Here is an 18,090-nt window from a genome sequence, read left to right on the forward strand (position 1 = left end):
GTTCCGCCGCCCGGCGCGAACGACCCGGACATCACGGTCACCGACGAGCATCCTCTTCCGATCATTCTGATCAACGGAACGATTGCCACCCAAGGCGAGAACTGGGGTGTTGGTGCGCCGGTCCTCGCCAACGCCGGGTACAAGGTCTACTCGTTCAACTACGGCAATATCAGCCAGGATCCGAATTACCCGATCCAAGCCACGGATGACATCAGGCAGTCCGGCCGCGAGCTTGCCGCCGAAGTGGACAGAGTCCTCGCGGAAACGGGTGCACCCAAGGTGATCCTCATCGGCTATTCGCAGGGCGGCGGAATCCTGCCTGCGTACTACATCAACAATCTCGGTGGCGCCGACAAGGTGTCACAGCTCATCGGCATAGCGCCGAGTAATCACGGCACCGATGCCTCCGGCTTGATCGGGTTGCTGAAACTGCCGATCCTGGGGCCGCTGGCTAGTGCTATCGCCAACTCGTTCGGCCAAGGGCTGCTGCAGCAGGCCGTGGGCTCCGAACTTCAGCAGGAGGTGTACGGCAACGGCGACACCCGGCCCGGTGTCCTCTACACCACTATTGCCTCGAGGAACGACGAGGTGGTTACCCCGTACACGCAGCAGGCGCTCGACGGCCCAGGCGTGACCAACATCGTCGTTCAGGATCTGTATCCGGGACTTCCGGTCGGGCACCTGGGCGTGGTGTTGAGTCCGCAGGTGTGGTCCGTCGTCCTCGACGCACTGGCCAACAATCCGGAGGCGAATCCCGTTCCGCTGCACAGGGATGTACTGGCCGCATAGCGAAAGCCCCCGAAACGCAGGGCGTTTCGAGGGCTTTGCGTACTACAGCTAGCTGGTCAGAGACTCCGGCGGCAGGAAGCGGTCGCCATACTTGGCGGCCAGCTCCTTGGCCCGCGCCACGAAGGCTTCCTTGCCCGTGCCTGCCGGGCCTTGGTAGCCGACGATGTACTGCGCCGAGCCACCGGTCCACGGCGGGAATCCGATGCCCATGATCGAGCCGATATTCGCGTCAGCGGTCGTCATGAGCACGCCCTCGTCGAGGCACTTCTGGGTTTCCAGCGCCTCGGCGAACAACATCCGGTCGATCATGTCCTGCAACGGCGGCTGCGAGGACCCCGACTTGAACGTCTCGCGCAGACCCGGCCACAGCTGGGTGCGCTTGCCGTCGGCGTACTCATAGAAGCCAGCGCCCTTCAGCCGCGAGGGACGACCGAGTTCGATCATCTTCTCGACGACGGCCTCGGCCGGGTGCGGCTCGTAAGTGCCGCCGGCGTCCTCGACGCCCTTGCGGGTGGCGACGGCGATCTTGTGCATCAGCTCCAGGTTGAGCTCGTCGGACAGCTGCAGCGGCGGTGCCGGGTAGCCGGCCTGGCTGCCGGCCTGCTCGATGCTGGCCGGTTCCACACCCTCACCGAGCATCGCCAGCGCCTCGTTGACAAACGTGCCGATCACGCGGCTGGTGAAGAAGCCACGGCTGTCGTTGACGACGATCGGCGTCTTGCCGATGGCCAGCGTGTAGTCGAACACCCGGGCCAGCGCTTCGTCAGAAGTCTTCTCGCCCTTGATGATTTCGACCAGTGGCATCTTGTCGACCGGCGAGAAGAAGTGGATTCCGATAAAGTCCTCCTGCCGCTTCACGCCCGTCGCCAGACCGGTGATCGGCAGCGTCGAGGTGTTCGACCCCAGCAGCGCGTTGGGCTCGACGACGTCCTCGATCTCCTGGAACACCTTGTGCTTGAGGTCCTGGCTTTCGAAGACCGCCTCGATGACGAAGTCGACACCCTTGAAGTCGGCCGGGTCGGCCGTCGGGGTGATGCGGGCCAGCAGCGCGTCGGAGCGCTCCTGCGTGGTCTTGCCCCGCTGCAGCGCCTTGGCTTCGAGCTTCTCCGAGTAGCCCTTGCCCTTTTGGGCCGCCTCGATCGACACATCCTTGAGCACAACGTCGAAGCCGGCCTTCGCCGAGACGTAGGCGATGCCGGCGCCCATCATGCCCGCACCGAGCACGCCGATCTTGGTGATCGGCGTCTTGCCAATGCCCTCGGGGCGCGAGCCGCCGCCGTTGATGTTCTGAAGGTCGAAGAAGAACGCCTGAATCATGTTCTTGGCGACCTGACCGGTGACCAGCTGTGTGAAGTAACGGCTTTCGATGCGTGATGCGGTGTCGAAGTCCACCTGCGCACCCTCGACTGCGGCGTCGAGGATGGCCCGCGGCGCGGGCATCGGTGCGCCCTTGAGTTGCTTTTTCAGCAGCGCGGGGAACGACGGCAGGACGCCTGCGAGCGCCGGGCTGGCCGGGGTGCCGCCGGGCATCTTGTAGCCCTTGGCATCCCACGGCTGCACGTGTGCGTCGGGGTTGGCCTTGATCCACGCCTTGGCGGCGGGCACCAGTTCCTCGATCGTCGGCAGCACCTCGTCGACCAACCCGGTCTCCTTGGCCTTGCCCGGCTTGAAGCGCGTGCCCTGGCTCAGCACCTCCATGAACGCCTTCTGGATGCCGAACATCCGCACGGTGCGGGTGACGCCGCCGCCGCCGGGCAGCAGGCCCAGCGTGACCTCGGGCAGACCGATGACGCTGCCCTTGACATCGGCGGCGATGCGGTGGTGGCACGCCAGCGCGATCTCGAGGCCGCCGCCGAGCGCGGCGCCGTTGATGGCGGCGACGACCGGCTTGCCAAGCGTCTCGAGGGCGCGCAGGTCGCGCTTGACCGACTCGACGGTGTCGAACGCCTCACCGGCGTTCTCAGGGCCGAGGTTGATCATGCCCTTGAGATCGCCGCCGGCGAAGAAGGTCTTCTTGGCACTGGTGATGACCACACCGGTGATCGAATCCTTCTCTGCGACAAGGCGTTCTACGGCGTTGTGCATGGACTCGGCGTAGTGCTCATTCATCACGTTGGCCGACCCGGTCGGGTCGTCCATCGTCAGCGTGACGATGCCGTCGGCATCCTTGTCCCACTGGATTGTGTTCTCTGCCATGGCCTTAAACCCTCTCGATAATGGTCGCGACACCCATGCCGCCGCCGATGCACAGCGTGATCAGCGCGCGACGGGCGCCCCTGCGCTCGAGCTCGTCGACCATGGTTCCGGTGATCATGGCGCCAGTGGCGCCCAGCGGGTGGCCCATCGCGATGGCGCCACCATTGACGTTGAGCTTCTCGTCGGGGATGTTCAGGTCCTTCTGGAACTTGAGCACCACCGACGCGAACGCCTCGTTCAGCTCGAACAGGTCGATGTCGTCGACCGTCAGGCCCGCGCGGTCCAGCACCTTACGGGTGGCCGGGGTCGGGCCGGTCAGCATGATGACCGGGTCGGCGCCACTGGTGGCGGTGGCCACGATGCGGGCGCGCGGGGTCAGGCCCTGCGACTTGCCCGCCGCCTCAGAACCGACGAGCACCAGCGCGGCGCCGTCGACGATGCCGGAGCTGTTGCCGCCGGTGTGGACGTGGTTGATCTTCTCGACATAGTGGTACTTCTGCAGCGCCACGTCGTCGAAGCCGCCCATCGCACCGATGCCGTCGAACGCGGTCTTGAGCTTGCCAAGGCTCTCCACGGTGGAGCCGGGTCGCATGTGCTCGTCGTGGTCGAGGATGACCAGACCGTTCTGGTCCTTCACCGGGACGACGGACTTGGCGAAGTAACCGCCCGCCCATGCGGCGGCGGCCTTCTCCTGCGAACGCAGGGCGTAGGCGTCGACATCGTCGCGCGAGAATCCCTCGATGGTGGCGATCAGGTCGGCGCCGATGCCCTGCGGCACGAAGCCGATGCGGTAATTGGTCTCGGGGTCGGTGGCCCATGCGCCGCCGTCGGAGCCCATCGGCACGCGGCTCATCGACTCGACGCCGCCGGCCAGCACGAGGTCGTCCCAGCCGGAGCGGACCTTCTGCGCGGCTGTGTTCACGGCCTCCAGGCCGGAGGCACAGAAGCGGTTGAGCTGGAACCCGCCGGTGGTCTCGGGCAGCTTCGCCACCAGCGCGGCGGTGCGGGCGATGTCGCCGCCCTGGTCACCGACGGGCGAGACGACACCGAGGATGACGTCGCTGATCAGGTTCTCGTCGAGGTCGGGGTAGCGGCTGCGCAGCTCGTCGATCAGGCCGACGACCAGGTTGACCGGCTTGACCTCGTTCAGCGAGCCGTTGCGCTGCTTACCGCGCGGCGTGCGGATGGCCTCATAAATGAAGGCTTCTTCGGACATGAAGTATTTCCTGTTCAGGTGGGGTTACGGGAATCCTGCCCACATGGGCGGTGTCCACTGCCCGGCCAGCCTAACAGCCTCGGCCAACCTGTTGGTTGGGCCCGTCAAGCACCGATTGCGCCGAACGTGCGGCTGCTGCGATTTTTCAGTCGATTTTTCGCAGTGGAAGCACGTTCGACGAGGTGTCCTAAGCTCAGCTGCCATGACGGTGTCCCGACTGCAGCCCTACGCCGTCACGGTGTTCGCCGAGATGTCGGCGCTGGCCGCCCGCATCGGCGCGGTCAACCTGGGCCAGGGCTTCCCCGACGAGGACGGCCCGCCGGCGATGCTCAAGATCGCAGAGAACGCGATCGCCGAAGGCGTCAATCAATACCCACCCGGCCTCGGCATCGCGCCGCTGCGGGAGGCGATCGCCGCACAACGCAAACGCCACTTCGGCACCGAGTACGACCCAGACACCGAGGTGCTGGTGACGGTCGGTGCGACCGAGGCCATCGCCGCCGCGGTCCTCGGGCTCGTCGAACCCGGCTCCGAGGTGTTGCTGATCGAGCCGTTCTACGACTCCTACTCCCCCGTGATCGCGATGGCGGGCTGCGAGCGCCGCGCTATCCCGCTGGTCCAGGACGGACGTGGTTTCGCGATCGACATCGACGGCCTGCGGGCCGCGGTCACGCCGAAGACCAAGGCTCTGATCGTCAACTCGCCGCACAACCCGACCGGAATGGTGTTGTCCGACAACGAGCTACGCGCGCTTGCGCAGCTCGCCGTCGACGCGGATCTGCTGGCGATCACCGATGAGGTCTACGAGCATCTGGTCTTCGACGGTCGCCGCCACATGCCGCTGGCCAACTATCCGGGCATGGCTGGCCGCACCGTGACCATCTCCAGTGCAGCCAAGATGTTCAACTGCACAGGATGGAAGATCGGATGGGCTTGCGGCGCACCGGAACTCATCGCCGGTGTGCGGGCAGCCAAGCAGTACCTGAGCTACGTCGGCGGCGCGCCGTTTCAGCCAGCGATAGCCCAAGCCCTCAACACTGAAGAAGCGTGGGTGGCCGCACTGCGGGAGTCGTTGCAGGCCAAGCGCGACAAGCTGGGGTCGGCGCTTGCCGAGTTGGGCTTCGAAGTGCACGACAGCTTGGGCACCTATTTCCTATGCGCCGACCCGCGGCCGCTGGGTTATGACGACAGCACGACGTTCTGCGCGGAACTGCCTCACAAGGCGGGCGTGGCCGCGATCCCGATGTCGGCCTTCTGCGACCCCGGTGCCGAGCACGCCGACGCGTGGAATCACCTGGTGCGCTTCGCCTTCTGTAAGCGCGACGACACGATGGACGAGGCCATCCGACGGCTGGCAGTGTTAAAGACTGGCGGCTAGCCGCCACAGCGCCTCACTGGGTTGCGAGCGGTCCAGCGGGCTCAACATCACATCAGTCGCGCCCGCATCCAGATAGCTCTTCAGGTGCCGGACCACCGAGTCGGACGGACCGACCGCCGCAAGGTCGGCGACGCTCTCGACGCCCTCCCTGGCAATCACCTTCTGATAGGACGGGATCGTCGCATAGAGAGCCAGCTGCTCCGCTGCCTGTTGGAGCGCGCCGTCGATATCATCCGAGACCAGCACCGGCACTGCCGCGATGATCCGCGGCTTCGGTCTGCCCGCCTCTGCGGCCGCGTTAGCGATGGTGGGTTCGATGAACTCCTCGATGGTGCGTGGCCCGGCGAGGTAAGGCATAGTGCCGTCGGCGAGTTCGCCGGTGACCTGCAACGCCTTTGGGCCCATCGCCGCCACGTAAACCGGTATCGGAGAACCACCGGCGACTGTGACCGGCCAGGCGGGGCTCGCGCTCAGTTCGTCGCCGTGGAAATCGACCGTCCCCTTGTCGAATATCGACCGCAGAATCGTCAGATGCTCACGCAACCGCTGGATCGTGTTTGGCCATGCGGTTCCGAACGCCTGCCGCTCGGGCTCGTGAGCACCAAGGCCAAGGCCCAGGCTGAAGTTGCCATGAGAGGCGGCCTGCGCCGTCTGCGCCAACGACGCCACGATGAGCGGGTGCCGAGGATTGATCGGCACCACCGACGTACCCACACCGAGCCCGGGCACCGCCGCCCCGATGAGGGCGGCCAGCGCGATCGCGTCGTGGTCGAACTGCTGCGCCAGCCAGATCTGGCGAACACCAAGCTCGTACGCGCGTCGGGCTTGCGAAATGACATCGTCGACAGCGTTGGCGGCTTGCGGGCTGGGGAACAGGAAGACTCCGGTCGGCATACCGCAACCAACCCGGGCATACCCCTGCGCTATTCCGATCTAGTCTTGCCCAGCACCCTGTTCCGTAGCCCCTCTGTCGCCGCGTCGATGACCGACTTGCCCGCCTTCTTGATGAAGTAGTCCGGAATGAGCGAGTTGGGCTCGACGGTGATGTCGACCCTCACCACCGTCGACGTACCGGCGTGATCGGGGCGCAGTGTGTACTCGACGTGCTGGGCGTACTGTTGTCTCGTCTCCTCGGCATCCCACACCAACCAGTCTGGCCCCCAACGGTATTCGAGAACCTCCTCGTCAAGCCGGCCCAGCACCTTGATCGCGATGCGTACGTGGTGAGGACGGCCGTCATCGTACGTGTCGAGAATCTCGACACGCTTGTAGGCAGGCGAGTAGGACAGCATGGACTCCACGTCGGCGAGCGCATCCATGATGGCTTCCGGCGGTGCCTCGATCACGATCTCGCGTGACGTCCGGACGGCCATGATCGAAAACCTATGACGCGTATTTCTCCATGACCCTTTTACGCAGGCTTTCCGTCGCCACGTCGAGCACAATCTTTTTGGCCCGCTTGATCAGGAACCCCGGTACCGGCGCCGCCAGCTCCATGATGATGTCGAAGCGCACCCGCGTCTTGTCCTCGCCCTCGGGCGTCAGGTTGTACTCGCCGTGCTGACCGCGCTGCTGAAAGGTCTCCGCCGAATCCCACACCATCCAGCGATCACCCCAGTGATATTCGAGGACTTCCTTGTCGGTGATGCCCATGATCTTCAGCGTCGCCTTCACGTGGTGCGGCCTGCCGTCGGGGTGGCGGTCGAGCACTTCGGCGTCCTTGTGGACAGCCGACCAGGACGGCACCCGTTCGACGTCCGCGAGCGCATCCAAGATCGCCTCTGGCGGTGCCTCGAAGACCACTTCTCTGGATGCGCGGACAGCCATACGGCAAATTCTAGTTAACTTGCAGGCCTCGTGCAGTGGATTCCGCAGCTAACTTCATTGCCAGTCGATCTCGTCGATCCGGGTAGTGACTTGCGGCGGTGCGCCGACCGGACCGGGCGGCGTGCGGGAGAACCGCGGCGCCGGCGCGGCCTGCTCGACACCGTTGGCCTCAACCACAGTTGCGCGTGCCAACAGATGGTCGTTCTGCGCCGCCTCTGTCCAGGTGAGCACCGGAGTGACGCAGGCGTCGGTGCCTACGAAGATCGCGCTCCATTCGTCGCGGGTCTTGCTCGCAAACCTCGCCGCGAAGAGCTTGTGTACTTCGGGAAACGACGCCGTATTGAGTTGGTTGGGCACATCGTCGGCCGTCAGGCCCAGGCCTTCCAACAGTTGCGCGAAGAACTGCGGCTCGATGGCGCCGACGGCCATGTATTGGCCGTCGGAGGTTTCGTAGGTGCGGTAGAACGGCGCGCCACCGTCGAGAAGGAACGACTCGCGCTCGTCGCGCAACGTGCCGGTCGACTTCATCGTCCACATCATCTGCGACAGGATGCTGACGCCGTCGACCATCGCGGCGTCGATGACCTGCCCCTTGCCCGACTGTTCGCGCTCGTAGAGGGCGGACACGATGCCCAGCAGCACAAACATCGATCCGCCCCCGAAGTCCGCGACAAGGTTCAGGGGCGCGACGGGTGGGCGGTCGCGAAAGCCGATGGCCGACAGCGCGCCGGTCTGCGATAGGTAGTTGATGTCGTGACCGGCGGTGGTCGCCAGCGGCCCGTTCTGCCCCCAACCGGTGATCCGGGCGAAGATCAGCCGCGGATTCACCGCCGCGCAGTCGTCGGGCCCGATGCCGAGCCGCTCGCACGTGCCGGGACGGAAGCAGTCCAGCAGCACGTCCGCCTTGGCCGCCAGCTCGAGAAGGGCCTGCGGCTCCTTCTTCACATCAAGGTCGACGATGCGCTTGCCTCGGTGCAGCAGGTCGACGTTCTCCGCGGGCATCTGCAGCCCGCCGGGCCTGCGCACCCGCACCACGTCGGCGCCAAGGTCGGCCAACACCATGCCCGCGTGCGGCCCGGGCCCGATTCCGCCTAGCTCGATCACTTTCACCCCGGCAAGGGGGCCGCTATTGCTCACCAGGAGAACGTAACTCAGCCGCCCTTTTTGACTTTCAGCACTTGCTTTCGCAGCCCCTCGGTGGCGGTCTCCATCGCGCCCTTCATCGCGCGCTTGAGCACGAATCCCGGCAGGGGCACCGACAGGTCGATGGTGATCTCGAACTTCAGCTTCGTCTTGTCGCCTTCTGGGGTGAGCGTGTAGCTGGCGTCCTGCGCTTTCAGCTGACCCGCGGAGATAAGGGTCCAACTCGCCTTGTTGTCGGTCCACGTGTACTCGACGATCTGTTCGTCGGAGATGCCAGCGGACTTCACTTTCATCTTGACCCGTTTGGGCCTGCCGTCGTCATAGGACTCGAGGACCTCGGCGCTCTGGTACTGCGACGACCAGGTGGGCGTCGACTCGACGTCGGCGATGACGTCGAGGATCTCCTCGGGACTCGCCTCGATCACGACCTCGCGGGAATCGCTGGTAGCCATGGCGCGACCCTAGCCCGACTACGGTTGGCCACATGGAGCTTTGGGAGCTTTGCGCCCGCGAACACATCAGGGACACACTGGCCCGCTACAACTGGTCGGGTGACGCGCTGAAACTCGACGAGCTGGCCCAAACATTCTGCGAGGACGGGCAGCTCGAATTGCGAGGCTCTGCGCCGGTGCGCGGACGCGAAGCCATCATCGCGTTCTTGCAATCGGCGGTCGCGGCACCGAGCGCGGTCGCACAAGCCTCCGGCGTGACCCGCATCGTGCGCCACAACGTGACGAACATCCGGTTCACCGAAGTGACGCCGCATGAGGCGCGAGTCGCCTGCTACTTCACCGTCTTCACCGAGATCGGCATCGACCACTTCGGCCGCTACCGCGACGTCTTTGTTCCCGACGACGGGCAGTGGTTGATCAGCCACCGCTTCGTCTCGACGGATTGGCATGCGCCCGATTCGACGATGGCATGACGGTAGGCTCGCCGACATGAGCGCAGCCGTCGATCCCACCGTCCCGCCGAGTGGCACCGGCTGCCTCGAATGCGACGCCGACGGCGGCTGGTGGGTGCACCTGCGGCGCTGCGCGGCCTGCGGCCACATCGGTTGTTGCGACGACTCTTTGGCCCGGCACGCCTCGGCGCACTGGCGCGAATCCGGACACCCCATCATCCGGTCGTTCGAACCGGGCGAGGACTGGTTCTGGAACTACGACACGAACGAGTACTACGACGGTCCCGAACTCGCGGCACCGGAAGCCCACCCGGAAGACGAGCCCGTGCCCGGTCCGCGCGGCCGAGTGCCCAGTGACTGGATGGCCCAGCTTCGGAGTCGCGGCGACTGAGTTTGGGTACTCCTTGTCGATGAAGAAAGACAGCCCAGAGACCGCCGAGTCCGACGCCGGCGCCGCAGGCGCCGAAGACGACGTCCTAAGCGATCCGGCCAAAGGCGCTCAAGACCGCTCCGAATGGACCGATGAAGGTGGCGCCACACCCAGCGGTCCCGCAGAGGATACCGATAACGGCTAGCGTACGGACTCCGCCAAGGCCGACAACGTCTCGGCGGCAGTGTATTTCGGCGTCCAGCCCAGTTGCGTCTTGGCCTTCGAGGTGTCCATCACCACCGACGTCCGGCCGACGTGCAGCCATTCCAGCGCAGAAGGAACGAACGGCAGCCTGGCGATGACCTCGGAGGCTGCCGTCGCCGCGACTTTGGGCACCCGCACTGGGAATGCACCGAGCGCCCGCGCCACCTCCGACATCGAAATCACCCCGTCGCCGGCGATGTTGTACGCACCCGCTGGCGCGGAAGTGGTTGCGGCCAAGGCGATCGCGGACCCGACATCGTCGTGGTGGACCAGCTGCAACGGCGTGCCGGGATCCGGGAACGGCGGCTTCAACAGCGGCAGCGCCTGGGCCACCCGCTTGACCGGACCTGGCAGCTGGTTGAACGGCATCGCGTCGGCCAGCGCGGGCGCCTTCGGCCCTGCGACGATGCACGGCCGCAACACGAACACCTCCAGCGGCGAATCGGCCGTGAGCTCCACGAGCGCGGATTCACAGGCGGCCTTCTGCTCGGAGTAGTAGTGCTCAGGTGAGCCCCTTGTCGGCACATCCTCGGTGATCGGCATCGGGTTGTCCGAGTGGTAGCCATAAGCGGCCACCGATGAGGTGTACACCAACCGCTTCGGCCGGTCGGCGGCCACGGTGGCCTCGAAGACGTTGCGGGTGCCTTCCAGGTTGATGCGCGCGCTCTCCTCGCGGGAGCCCATGATGATGAAGGCCAGGTGGATGACGACGTCGGCCTGGGCGACCAGGGCGTCAACGAGCGCGCGGTCGAGGATGTCGCCCTGCTGATACTCCGTTCTGGTCCAGCCGTGTTCAGCGGGATCGAACGGCCGTCGCGCCATCCCGATGATCCGCTCTACCACGGGCAAGCGCTCCAACGCCTCGACCGCGGAGATGCCGATTTCGCCCGTGGGCCCGGTGACGGCGACCGTGAGTGCCATGCGGGTGGCGTTCCCCGCCTCGGTCACACTGAAACGTCAGCCGTTCTCGGCTAGTGCCTGCTTGGCGGCGTTGTAGCCAGGAATGAATGTGATGCCGGGTCCGCCGTGGCAGCCGGCGCTGGCCAGATACAAACCATCGATCGGAATCGGTTGATCCACATAGCCTTTCGGCCCCGGCCGGTTGGGCCCCATCTGGTCGGGATGAATCAGGCCGTGGCAGTAGTCGCCTCCAGGCGCACCGAACATGGTGCCCATGTGCTTGGGGGTGAAGGTGGTGTGCCGGGTTATGAGGTCGGAGAAGTTCGGCGCAAGCCGGGTGATCTTTTCGATCACGCGCCTGCCCATCTCCACCTTCATCTCTCCGTAGCTGGCCGGGCTGTCCTCGATCGGGAACCACAGCGAGAACGCCGAGACCGCATGCTTGCCGGGTGGCGCCAAGTCCGGATCGTTGACAGATGGCATCTGCAACGCGATCGACGGGTCGGCAGGAACGATGCCGCGGCGGCAGTCCTCCCACTGCTGCTGCAGCTCCTCCGGCGTGCTGAAAATGCCGATGTTGGACTGCATTTCGGGATCGTTGAGCAATTCATACGGCGCAGCGAACTCCGGTACGCCATCGAGTGCGAAATGCATCTGCAGGTAGCTTCCGCGGTGGTCGACTCGCGAGAACCGCTCCCGGACATCGGCAGGCACTGCGGCCGAGTCGACCAGCCCGTTCACGGTGAGGTCGGGTGCCACGGCGGACACGACGATCGGCGCGGTCAGCGTCGAACCGTCCTCGAGGCGCACACCCGCGACACGGCCGTCGGTCACCAGGACTTCGTCGACCTTGCTGCGCAGCCGCAGCTCACCTCCGCTGGAGGTGAACAGCTCCTGTAGGTGCGACGTGAGCGCGCCGATGCCGCCCCGCAATTTCTTGACCAGCAGCGCGTTCTCATCAGGAACCGCGAACCCGTATGCGAACGCCGCGGCCGTGCCCGGTGTCGCGGGCCCGCGGTATGTGGTGTTGACGGCAAGCAGCGACAGCATGCCGCGTAACGCGCCATGCTTCTCGCGGTCGGGCAGGTACCGGTCGAGCACATCGGTGACCGACCCGAACAGCAGATCGGTGATGGTTGATCGCTCGAATTCGTTTGTGGCGCAGGCATACATCTCGTCGATTGTCTTCGGCGGCTGGCCCGCGTCGAACCTGCCCAGCGCCCGGGTCGGTGCTTGGCTCCAGGCCATCAGCCCGGCCATCCCGTTGACGGCCTCTGCGCCGTGCACGTCGTTGAGGTGGGTCAGCAGCTTCATCGGGTCGGTGTAGTAGACGACGGGGTCGTCGCCAACGCCCCGAAGCGACACCGACATCACGTCGAGGTCGACGGTGGGCAGCGCGTCGAGCCCGAGTTCACGGCTTACGGTGGCCGATGTCGGGATCTGCACCGAGCCGGCGATCTCGAACTTGTAGCCGTCGAACAGCTCCACGGTCGACGCCATTCCGCCGGCATAGAGCTTGGAATCCAGGCAGAGCGTTCGTCGCCCCGCCCGCTGCAGGAGTACGGCAGCGGTCAGTCCGTTGTGTCCCGCCCCGATGACAATCGCGTCGAAGTCCGCCATGGGCTGAGGCTGACACGGGCGGGTTAGTTTTGTCAATATTGACAAAACTTGGTCAGGCCGGCTGACCGATGCCTTTGCTCAACGTCTCGAGAGCGTCGGCGCACAGCCGCGACAATTCGGGCAGCGAGCGATCCTCGCCGAGCATCCACACCTCCATCGCCCCGAACACCGCGGCGGCGATGCACCTGGCGGTGACGGTGATGTGCATCCGTTCGTCGGTGCCCGGCTTCGGCGGATCCTCACCGGCAAGATGCTGCTCGATGGCCTCGGCGAAGTCCGCCTCCACCTGGCGGATATGCCGGACGATCCGGCTGGGGTCGAGTTCCTGGGCGCGCAACGACGCAATCTTGGTCACCGCCCAGTCGTCATACGGCCTGGCCATGATCGCCGACTGCACCGATTCGATGATCGACTCGTCCGGCGACCGGGCCGCCAGGGCGCTGCGGAACCAATGCAAACCCGCGTCGTAGTCTGCGAACAGCAGGTCGTGTTTCGATGCGAAGTGGCGGTAGAAGGTCCGCAGCGACACCCCGGCGTCGGCGGCGATCTGCTCGGCCGTCGTCTCCTCGACCCCCTGGCCGATGAACCGCACCAGGGCCGCCTTCCGCAACGCCTCGCGCGTGCGCTCGCTGCGCACGGTTTGGGCAGGCCGGACCATCTGCGTAAAGTACCGCACCCCAGTTATGTCAATATTGACAAAACTTCAATCGGTAGCGAGACTCCGCCTATGGTGTCGTTGCTTATTCACGCCGTCCTCGGCGTCGCGGTCATCTGGTTCACCGTCGCGTCGAATCCGAAGATCTTCTCCCGCCCAGTCGGCGGACCGCGGTTCTCCACCCTCGAAGTCGTCTACTACGTCGTCGGTATTGCGTCGATCGCGCTCGGCTATTACTTCAACAACCAGTTCGTGCAGGAGTACGCGACGCCGTCGTCGAACCCGATCTGGGGCCCTGGCAGCTGGCAGGAGTTCATCGCGCTCGGATACGTCAATCCCGCCGCCGCTTCGGCGAGTCAGGATTACACCATCATCAACGTCATTCTGCTGCCGCTCTTCACGATCATCGACGGCAGGCGGCGCGGCATCCGCCATCCGTGGCTCTTCTTCGTGTCGAGCCTGTTCACCAGTTGCGCCTTCGCGTATGCGTTCTACTTCGCCGTGATCGAACGGCAGCGCCGTCACCAGCAGTCATTCACGCCAGTCGAATCCGCGGCATAGCGCTTCCGGCGGCGCAGGGCCGCATACAGTTCTAGGAATGATCAGCGACGATCTGCGGCAGCGCCGCCTCGACGTCATTCGCGAACACATGGATACCGAAGTCACCAAGGACTTCGACCGGACTCTGGCCACTTTCAACGGCCATCCGCACTACGAGATCATCGCCACGGGCCAAGTGTTCGACGGTGACGACGAAGTCATGGGCTATTACCGGACCACCCGGACCGCATTCCCCGACCAGCGTCACGACAACGTCCGTTACCACGTCGCCGACGATGCGGTCATTGTCGAATTCGACCTGCTGGGAACGAATCTCGGCGAGTTCTATGGTCTCCCGCCGACGGGCAAGGCCTTCCGGGTGCCGATCATCGCAGTGTTCTTCTTCGAACAAGATCGAATCGTCAATGAGCGGATCTACTTCGATTCGGCCAGCCTGGTCAGCCAGATCGGCCGAACCGAATTGCTCACGGCCGCAGGAGCGGTCGAGGAGTGAAGGTCCATCACCTCAACTGCGGCACGATGCATCCCGTCCGGATGCCTTCGGTGGTGTGTCACGTGCTGCTCGTCGAGACCGATAGCGGCCTTGTGCTCGTCGACACCGGGTTCGGGTCACACGACTGCGCGGAGCCCGCCAAGCGGATCGGACCGGTACGCCGCGTCATCAGGCCGGTGTTCGATCACGCCGAGACGGCCTTGCGGCAGGTCGAGCGGCTGGGTTTCCGCCGTGACGACGTTCGCCACATCGTGATCACCCATTTCGACGCCGACCACATCGGCGGAATCGCCGACTTTCCCGACGCGCAGATTCACGTCACTGCCACCGAGGCGCATGCGGCGATGAACCCGCGATCGCTGGACGAGAAGATTCGCTTCAGGCCCATCCAATGGGCACACAACCCAAAAATCGTGCAGCACAACCCCGACGGCGAGAAGTGGCGAGGGTTCGCCGCCGCCAAGGAGCTGCGCGAAATCTCAGAAGGATTAGTTCTGATCTCGTTGCCTGGCCACACCCGCGGCCATGCCTGCGTCGCTGTCGACGCCGGGCACCGGTGGGTGCTGCACGGCGGAGACGCGTTCTTCCACCACAGCACGCTCGACGGTGAAGCTCGCACGCCACCTCTCATTGCGGTGTGGGAGACCCTTGTCCCGTTTGATCGAAAGCGGGTGCGCGACAACCATGCCCGCCTCTACGAGCTCTACCGCCGCGGCGAGCCCGGCCTCTTCATCGTCTGCGCCCACGACGCGACGCTCTATGAGCGCGCTAAGGAAACATCGGTTGCCTGACTGCGCCTTCTGAGGACGGACTCGAGCCTGCCGAGAATGTCGTAATAGCGCGTGGGAGCGAGGCGGGCGAGCGTGTCGAACATGTACGCGTCGGGGCCGATCAGGATTCGCGCCTTGCCCTGCTCCACTCCGCGGTGGATGATCTCGGCTGCCTTCTCGGGCTCCGTCATGGTGATGGCGGCGAATTCCTTCGCCATCTGCTCTTGGCTGCGGCCGCGGCCTTCGGGATCCTTGCGCACCCTGCCGTTGCGCACGATGTTGGTGTTGATACCGCCGGGGTGCACGTTGATGGCCGTGACGCCGGTGCCTCGCAACTCCTGCCGCAGTGAGTCGGTGAATCCGCGAACCGCGAACTTCGCTGAGCAATAGGCGCTTTGGTTCGGCATCCCGACGAGACCGAACACGCTCGATGTGTTGACGATGGCGCCTTCGTTCTGCTCGACAAGGATGGGCAGAAACGCCCTGGTGCCGTTGACCACACCACCGAAGTTGATGTCCCACAGCCAGTTGTCGTCCTCGACCACCGCGTCCAGCACGCTGGAGGCCACGGCGACACCCGCGTTGTTGAATACGGCGCCGATGGGTTGCGGGGCCCACTCGAGGACCTCGCCGGCGAAGTCGCGCTGCGCGTCGGCGTCGCGGACGTCGAGGATCCGCACCAGGGTCGGTCCGTTCAGCGAGGCCTCGGTCTCCTTGAGTCCCCTCTCGTCGACGTCGGCAATGGCCACCGGACAGCTGTGCGCCGAAAGCCGTTGTGCCAGTGCGCGGCCGATGCCGGACGCCGCGCCGGTGATGACCACCGTGCGGCCACTGATCGTGCGCTTCGGCTTGCTCATGCTTGCTCCTCGAGGTTGGTGTAAATAGCGGCAGTGGTGTGGTCGTTGATCAGATCGATGATCCGGCCCCACGCACCGATGGGGAGGTCATGGCCGAGTCCCTCGATGGTCTCCAGCCGTGCGCCGCGAATCGCGCCTGCGGTCGCGGCGCCACCGGTCGGATGGACCATCCGGTCGCGGTCGCCGTGAATGACCAGGGTCGGGACGTCGATCAGGCCGAGCTCGGCCGTGCGGTCCCCCGAAGCGAAAATGCCGGCCAGCTGCCGCACGACGCCGCCGGCGGTGGGGTCGCGGTCCCATGCGATCCCGGCCGCCTCACGCACCGCATGCTCGTCGAACGGGAAACCGTGTGAACCAATGTGGGAGAACGTCTTCGCGGCGTTATCCATCGCCTCGGCTCGCGTCCGCGGCGGTCGTGACGTCATCATCTGCCGCCACGTCGACAATGCCGGCCGGCCCAGGCGTCGCGCGCCCGTGGTCGACATGATCGACGTCAGAGTGCGCACCCTGCCCGGGTAGTGTGCCGCGACGGTCTGCGCGATCATCCCGCCCATCGAAATCCCGACCAGATGCGCATCCGTGTACCCGAGCGCGTCCAGCAGGCCGACAGTGTCACGCGCCATGTCGCCCAAGTGGTATTGCCTGCGCGGATCTCCGCCACGGAACATCGCCACCGGGTTCGGCGGCGGATAGCTCATGTGCGTCGACCGGCCGGCGTCCCTGTTGTCGAACCGCGTCACCCGGTAGCCGCGCCCTGCCAGCGCAGTGACGAAATCGTCTGGCCAGGAATGTAATTGCTGTCCCAACCCGGCGATCAGGAGGATCGGGGGATCGTCGTGGCTGCCAGTTGTCCGATAGCACAGCTCGATGCCCCGGCCGACGCCGACGACCGCTTCTGGCGCCGTCACGCGGACACCCGTTCCGCGCCGCTGCCACTGCTCTGCCGGATCCCGGCCTGCCGTCGGTAGACGACGGCACGGCCGCCGCGTGCGGGCGCGGTGGCGATGCCTCGCGAGTGGCGCCGCTCCCCCGCGGCATAGGTGGTGCCGAGTTCGAACTCGCGCAGCAGCGTGCGGAGCGTGACGTTCATTTCCATGTTCGCGAAGGCCGCGCCGATGCACCGGCGGATGCCTCCGCCGTACGGGATCCAGGTATGGGTGTCCGGATTGCCGCCGAGGAAGCGGTCCGGATTGAACGTGGCAGGATCGGTGAAGTTCTGCTCCGAGTTGTGCGCCATCGTGATGCTTGCGATCACGGCGTGGTCTTTCGGAATGACCCACTCGCCCAGCCGGATTCGCTGGCGGGTAACCCGCGTCGTCGCCTCGACGACAGGCCGGGTGCGCTGGACCTCCCAGATCGTGGCCTGGCGCAACTCCGATCCGCCCGCGTCGACTTCGGCGGTGAGCCTGGCCAGCAGCCGCGGATGCCTGCGCAACCGCTCGACCGCCCACGCCAAGGTGGTGGCGGTCGTCTCGTGGCCTGCGGCCAGCAACGTGAGCAGCTCGTCGGCGACGTGGCCGTCGGAGATAGGCGAACCGTCGTCGTACCGCGCCTGCAGCATCAGGGCGAGCACGTCGTTGCGGTCTTCGAAGGCCGGATCGGATCGGGCCTCTGCGATGAGCGCGGCGATGATCTCGTCGTAGCGCTTGCGGTGGCGTTGTACCTTTCCCCATGGGCTCCTTGCGCCTAGATCCTTGCGCAGGACCGCAGGCATTACTGCCATCCTCGAGGCCAGCGGCACCATCGTCGGAAACAGTTGCCGCAGTTCGTCAAAGGCAGTTCCTTGCGCACCGAACACCGTGCGCAGGATGGCGTTGAGCGTGATGCGCATCATGGGCTGCAGCGTTTCGAACTCGCGACCCTCCGGCCACGAATCGATCTCGCGCGTCACCTCTTCTTCGACGATTGCCTCGTAACCGGCCATCCGCTTGCCGTGAAACGGCGGCACCAGCAGCTTGCGGCGTTCGCGATGCTCGTCGCCGTCGAGGCTGAAGGTGGATCCCGGACCGAGCACTGTGCCGAGGTTCGACGCGCGGGCGACCAGTTCGCCCTTCGTCGTGAACAAATCCTTGACCATGGCCCGGTCACTGATCACCACCGTCTCACCGAAGATCGGCAGGTCAACGGTGAAGCTGGAGCCGTATCGT

21 protein-coding genes are annotated in these 18,090 nt (G+C 65.4%); 8 read left to right on the plus strand and 13 right to left on the minus strand.

What is annotated here, in order from left to right; all coding sequences use genetic code 11:
• A partial coding sequence (locus VFH65_RS29890) for an esterase/lipase family protein (RefSeq protein WP_353326831.1) occupies positions 1–789 on the plus strand: 789 nt, incomplete at its 5' end.
• A 48-nt stretch (positions 790–837) separates the two neighbouring features.
• On the opposite strand, the gene VFH65_RS29895 is transcribed toward VFH65_RS29890, so the two are convergent.
• Together VFH65_RS29895 and VFH65_RS29900 are read right to left on the minus strand one after the other, a co-directional pair.
• Positions 838–2,985 (minus strand): 3-hydroxyacyl-CoA dehydrogenase NAD-binding domain-containing protein, encoded by a 2,148-nt coding sequence (locus VFH65_RS29895; RefSeq protein WP_353326833.1) that lies wholly within the window; start codon positions 2,983–2,985, stop codon positions 838–840.
• A 4-nt stretch (positions 2,986–2,989) separates the two neighbouring features.
• The gene (locus VFH65_RS29900) at positions 2,990–4,201 is read right to left on the minus strand and encodes an acetyl-CoA C-acetyltransferase (RefSeq protein WP_353326834.1); all 1,212 of its coding nucleotides are present in this window, start codon (positions 4,199–4,201) and stop codon (positions 2,990–2,992) included.
• Between the two features lie 202 nt (positions 4,202–4,403).
• Here VFH65_RS29900 and VFH65_RS29905 point away from each other — a divergent pair, with 202 nt between their 5' ends.
• On the plus strand, positions 4,404–5,579 hold the full coding sequence (locus VFH65_RS29905) for a pyridoxal phosphate-dependent aminotransferase (protein WP_353326836.1): 1,176 nt from the start codon (positions 4,404–4,406) through the stop codon (positions 5,577–5,579).
• Here the strand turns inward: VFH65_RS29905 and VFH65_RS29910 are convergent.
• Genes VFH65_RS29910 through VFH65_RS29930 form a run of 5 tightly spaced genes read right to left on the minus strand, consistent with a single transcriptional unit; the run spans position 5,562 to position 9,001 of the window.
• Positions 5,562–6,473: an LLM class F420-dependent oxidoreductase gene (locus VFH65_RS29910; RefSeq protein ID WP_353326838.1), complete on the minus strand. Its 912-nt coding sequence runs from the start codon at positions 6,471–6,473 to the stop codon at positions 5,562–5,564. The two genes, VFH65_RS29905 and VFH65_RS29910, sit on opposite strands and share 18 nt — an antisense overlap.
• 29 nt (positions 6,474–6,502) lie before the next feature.
• The gene (locus VFH65_RS29915) at positions 6,503–6,952 is read right to left on the minus strand and encodes an SRPBCC family protein (protein WP_353326839.1); all 450 of its coding nucleotides are present in this window, start codon (positions 6,950–6,952) and stop codon (positions 6,503–6,505) included.
• Positions 6,953–6,962: 10 nt separating this feature from the next.
• Positions 6,963–7,406 (minus strand): SRPBCC family protein, encoded by a 444-nt coding sequence (locus VFH65_RS29920; RefSeq protein ID WP_353326841.1) that lies wholly within the window; start codon positions 7,404–7,406, stop codon positions 6,963–6,965.
• Between the two features lie 54 nt (positions 7,407–7,460).
• Entirely contained in the window at positions 7,461–8,543 is a 1,083-nt protein-coding gene (locus VFH65_RS29925; RefSeq protein WP_353326843.1) for a CaiB/BaiF CoA transferase family protein, read from the minus strand.
• Positions 8,544–8,557: 14 nt separating this feature from the next.
• The gene (locus tag VFH65_RS29930) at positions 8,558–9,001 is read right to left on the minus strand and encodes an SRPBCC family protein (protein WP_353326845.1); all 444 of its coding nucleotides are present in this window, start codon (positions 8,999–9,001) and stop codon (positions 8,558–8,560) included.
• Positions 9,002–9,033: 32 nt separating this feature from the next.
• Between VFH65_RS29930 and VFH65_RS29935 the strand changes: the two genes are divergently transcribed.
• From VFH65_RS29935 to VFH65_RS29945, 3 genes are read left to right on the plus strand one after another with little or no spacing between them, the layout of a single operon-like run.
• The gene (locus tag VFH65_RS29935; protein ID WP_353326847.1) at positions 9,034–9,474 is read left to right on the plus strand and encodes a nuclear transport factor 2 family protein; all 441 of its coding nucleotides are present in this window, start codon (positions 9,034–9,036) and stop codon (positions 9,472–9,474) included.
• 16 nt (positions 9,475–9,490) lie between these two features.
• On the plus strand, positions 9,491–9,844 hold the full coding sequence (locus VFH65_RS29940) for a UBP-type zinc finger domain-containing protein (RefSeq protein ID WP_353326849.1): 354 nt from the start codon (positions 9,491–9,493) through the stop codon (positions 9,842–9,844).
• A 19-nt stretch (positions 9,845–9,863) separates the two neighbouring features.
• A complete protein-coding gene (locus VFH65_RS29945; RefSeq protein ID WP_353326851.1) occupies positions 9,864–10,028 on the plus strand; it encodes a hypothetical protein in 165 nt (54 codons plus the stop codon).
• Here VFH65_RS29945 and VFH65_RS29950 read toward each other — a convergent pair.
• From VFH65_RS29950 to VFH65_RS29960, 3 genes are read right to left on the minus strand one after another with little or no spacing between them, the layout of a single operon-like run.
• Positions 10,025–11,008, minus strand: a complete 984-nt coding sequence (locus VFH65_RS29950) for an NAD-dependent epimerase/dehydratase family protein (RefSeq protein ID WP_353326865.1) — start codon at positions 11,006–11,008, stop codon at positions 10,025–10,027. The two genes, VFH65_RS29945 and VFH65_RS29950, sit on opposite strands and share 4 nt — an antisense overlap.
• Positions 11,009–11,044: 36 nt before the next feature.
• Positions 11,045–12,607 (minus strand): phytoene desaturase family protein, encoded by a 1,563-nt coding sequence (locus VFH65_RS29955; protein ID WP_353326853.1) that lies wholly within the window; start codon positions 12,605–12,607, stop codon positions 11,045–11,047.
• 52 nt (positions 12,608–12,659) lie between these two features.
• Positions 12,660–13,265: a TetR/AcrR family transcriptional regulator gene (locus VFH65_RS29960; protein WP_353326854.1), complete on the minus strand. Its 606-nt coding sequence runs from the start codon at positions 13,263–13,265 to the stop codon at positions 12,660–12,662.
• Between the two features lie 69 nt (positions 13,266–13,334).
• Between VFH65_RS29960 and VFH65_RS29965 the strand changes: the two genes are divergently transcribed.
• From VFH65_RS29965 to VFH65_RS29975, 3 genes are read left to right on the plus strand one after another with little or no spacing between them, the layout of a single operon-like run.
• On the plus strand, positions 13,335–13,823 hold the full coding sequence (locus tag VFH65_RS29965) for a DUF2834 domain-containing protein (RefSeq protein WP_353326855.1): 489 nt from the start codon (positions 13,335–13,337) through the stop codon (positions 13,821–13,823).
• Between the two features lie 37 nt (positions 13,824–13,860).
• Positions 13,861–14,316, plus strand: coding sequence for an ester cyclase (locus VFH65_RS29970; protein ID WP_353326856.1), 456 nt, complete (start codon positions 13,861–13,863; stop codon positions 14,314–14,316).
• Positions 14,313–15,107, plus strand: coding sequence for an MBL fold metallo-hydrolase (locus VFH65_RS29975; protein ID WP_353326857.1), 795 nt, complete (start codon positions 14,313–14,315; stop codon positions 15,105–15,107). The genes VFH65_RS29970 and VFH65_RS29975 overlap by 4 nt, the downstream gene beginning before the upstream one ends.
• Here the strand turns inward: VFH65_RS29975 and VFH65_RS29980 are convergent.
• The 3 genes from VFH65_RS29980 to VFH65_RS29990 form a co-directional block, all read right to left on the minus strand.
• Positions 15,074–15,943: an SDR family NAD(P)-dependent oxidoreductase gene (locus VFH65_RS29980; protein ID WP_353326859.1), complete on the minus strand. Its 870-nt coding sequence runs from the start codon at positions 15,941–15,943 to the stop codon at positions 15,074–15,076. The two genes, VFH65_RS29975 and VFH65_RS29980, sit on opposite strands and share 34 nt — an antisense overlap.
• Complete coding sequence (locus VFH65_RS29985) at positions 15,940–16,851, minus strand: alpha/beta fold hydrolase (protein WP_353326861.1); 912 nt, start codon at positions 16,849–16,851, stop codon at positions 15,940–15,942. Before VFH65_RS29985 ends, VFH65_RS29980 begins: the two co-directional genes overlap by 4 nt.
• On the minus strand, positions 16,848–18,090 hold a 1,243-nt coding region (locus VFH65_RS29990), incomplete at its 5' end, for a cytochrome P450 (protein WP_353326863.1). The genes VFH65_RS29990 and VFH65_RS29985, both read right to left, overlap by 4 nt.

Source organism: Mycobacterium sp. (assembly GCF_035697385.1).
Taxonomy (GTDB): Bacteria; Actinomycetota; Actinomycetes; order Mycobacteriales; family Mycobacteriaceae; genus Mycobacterium.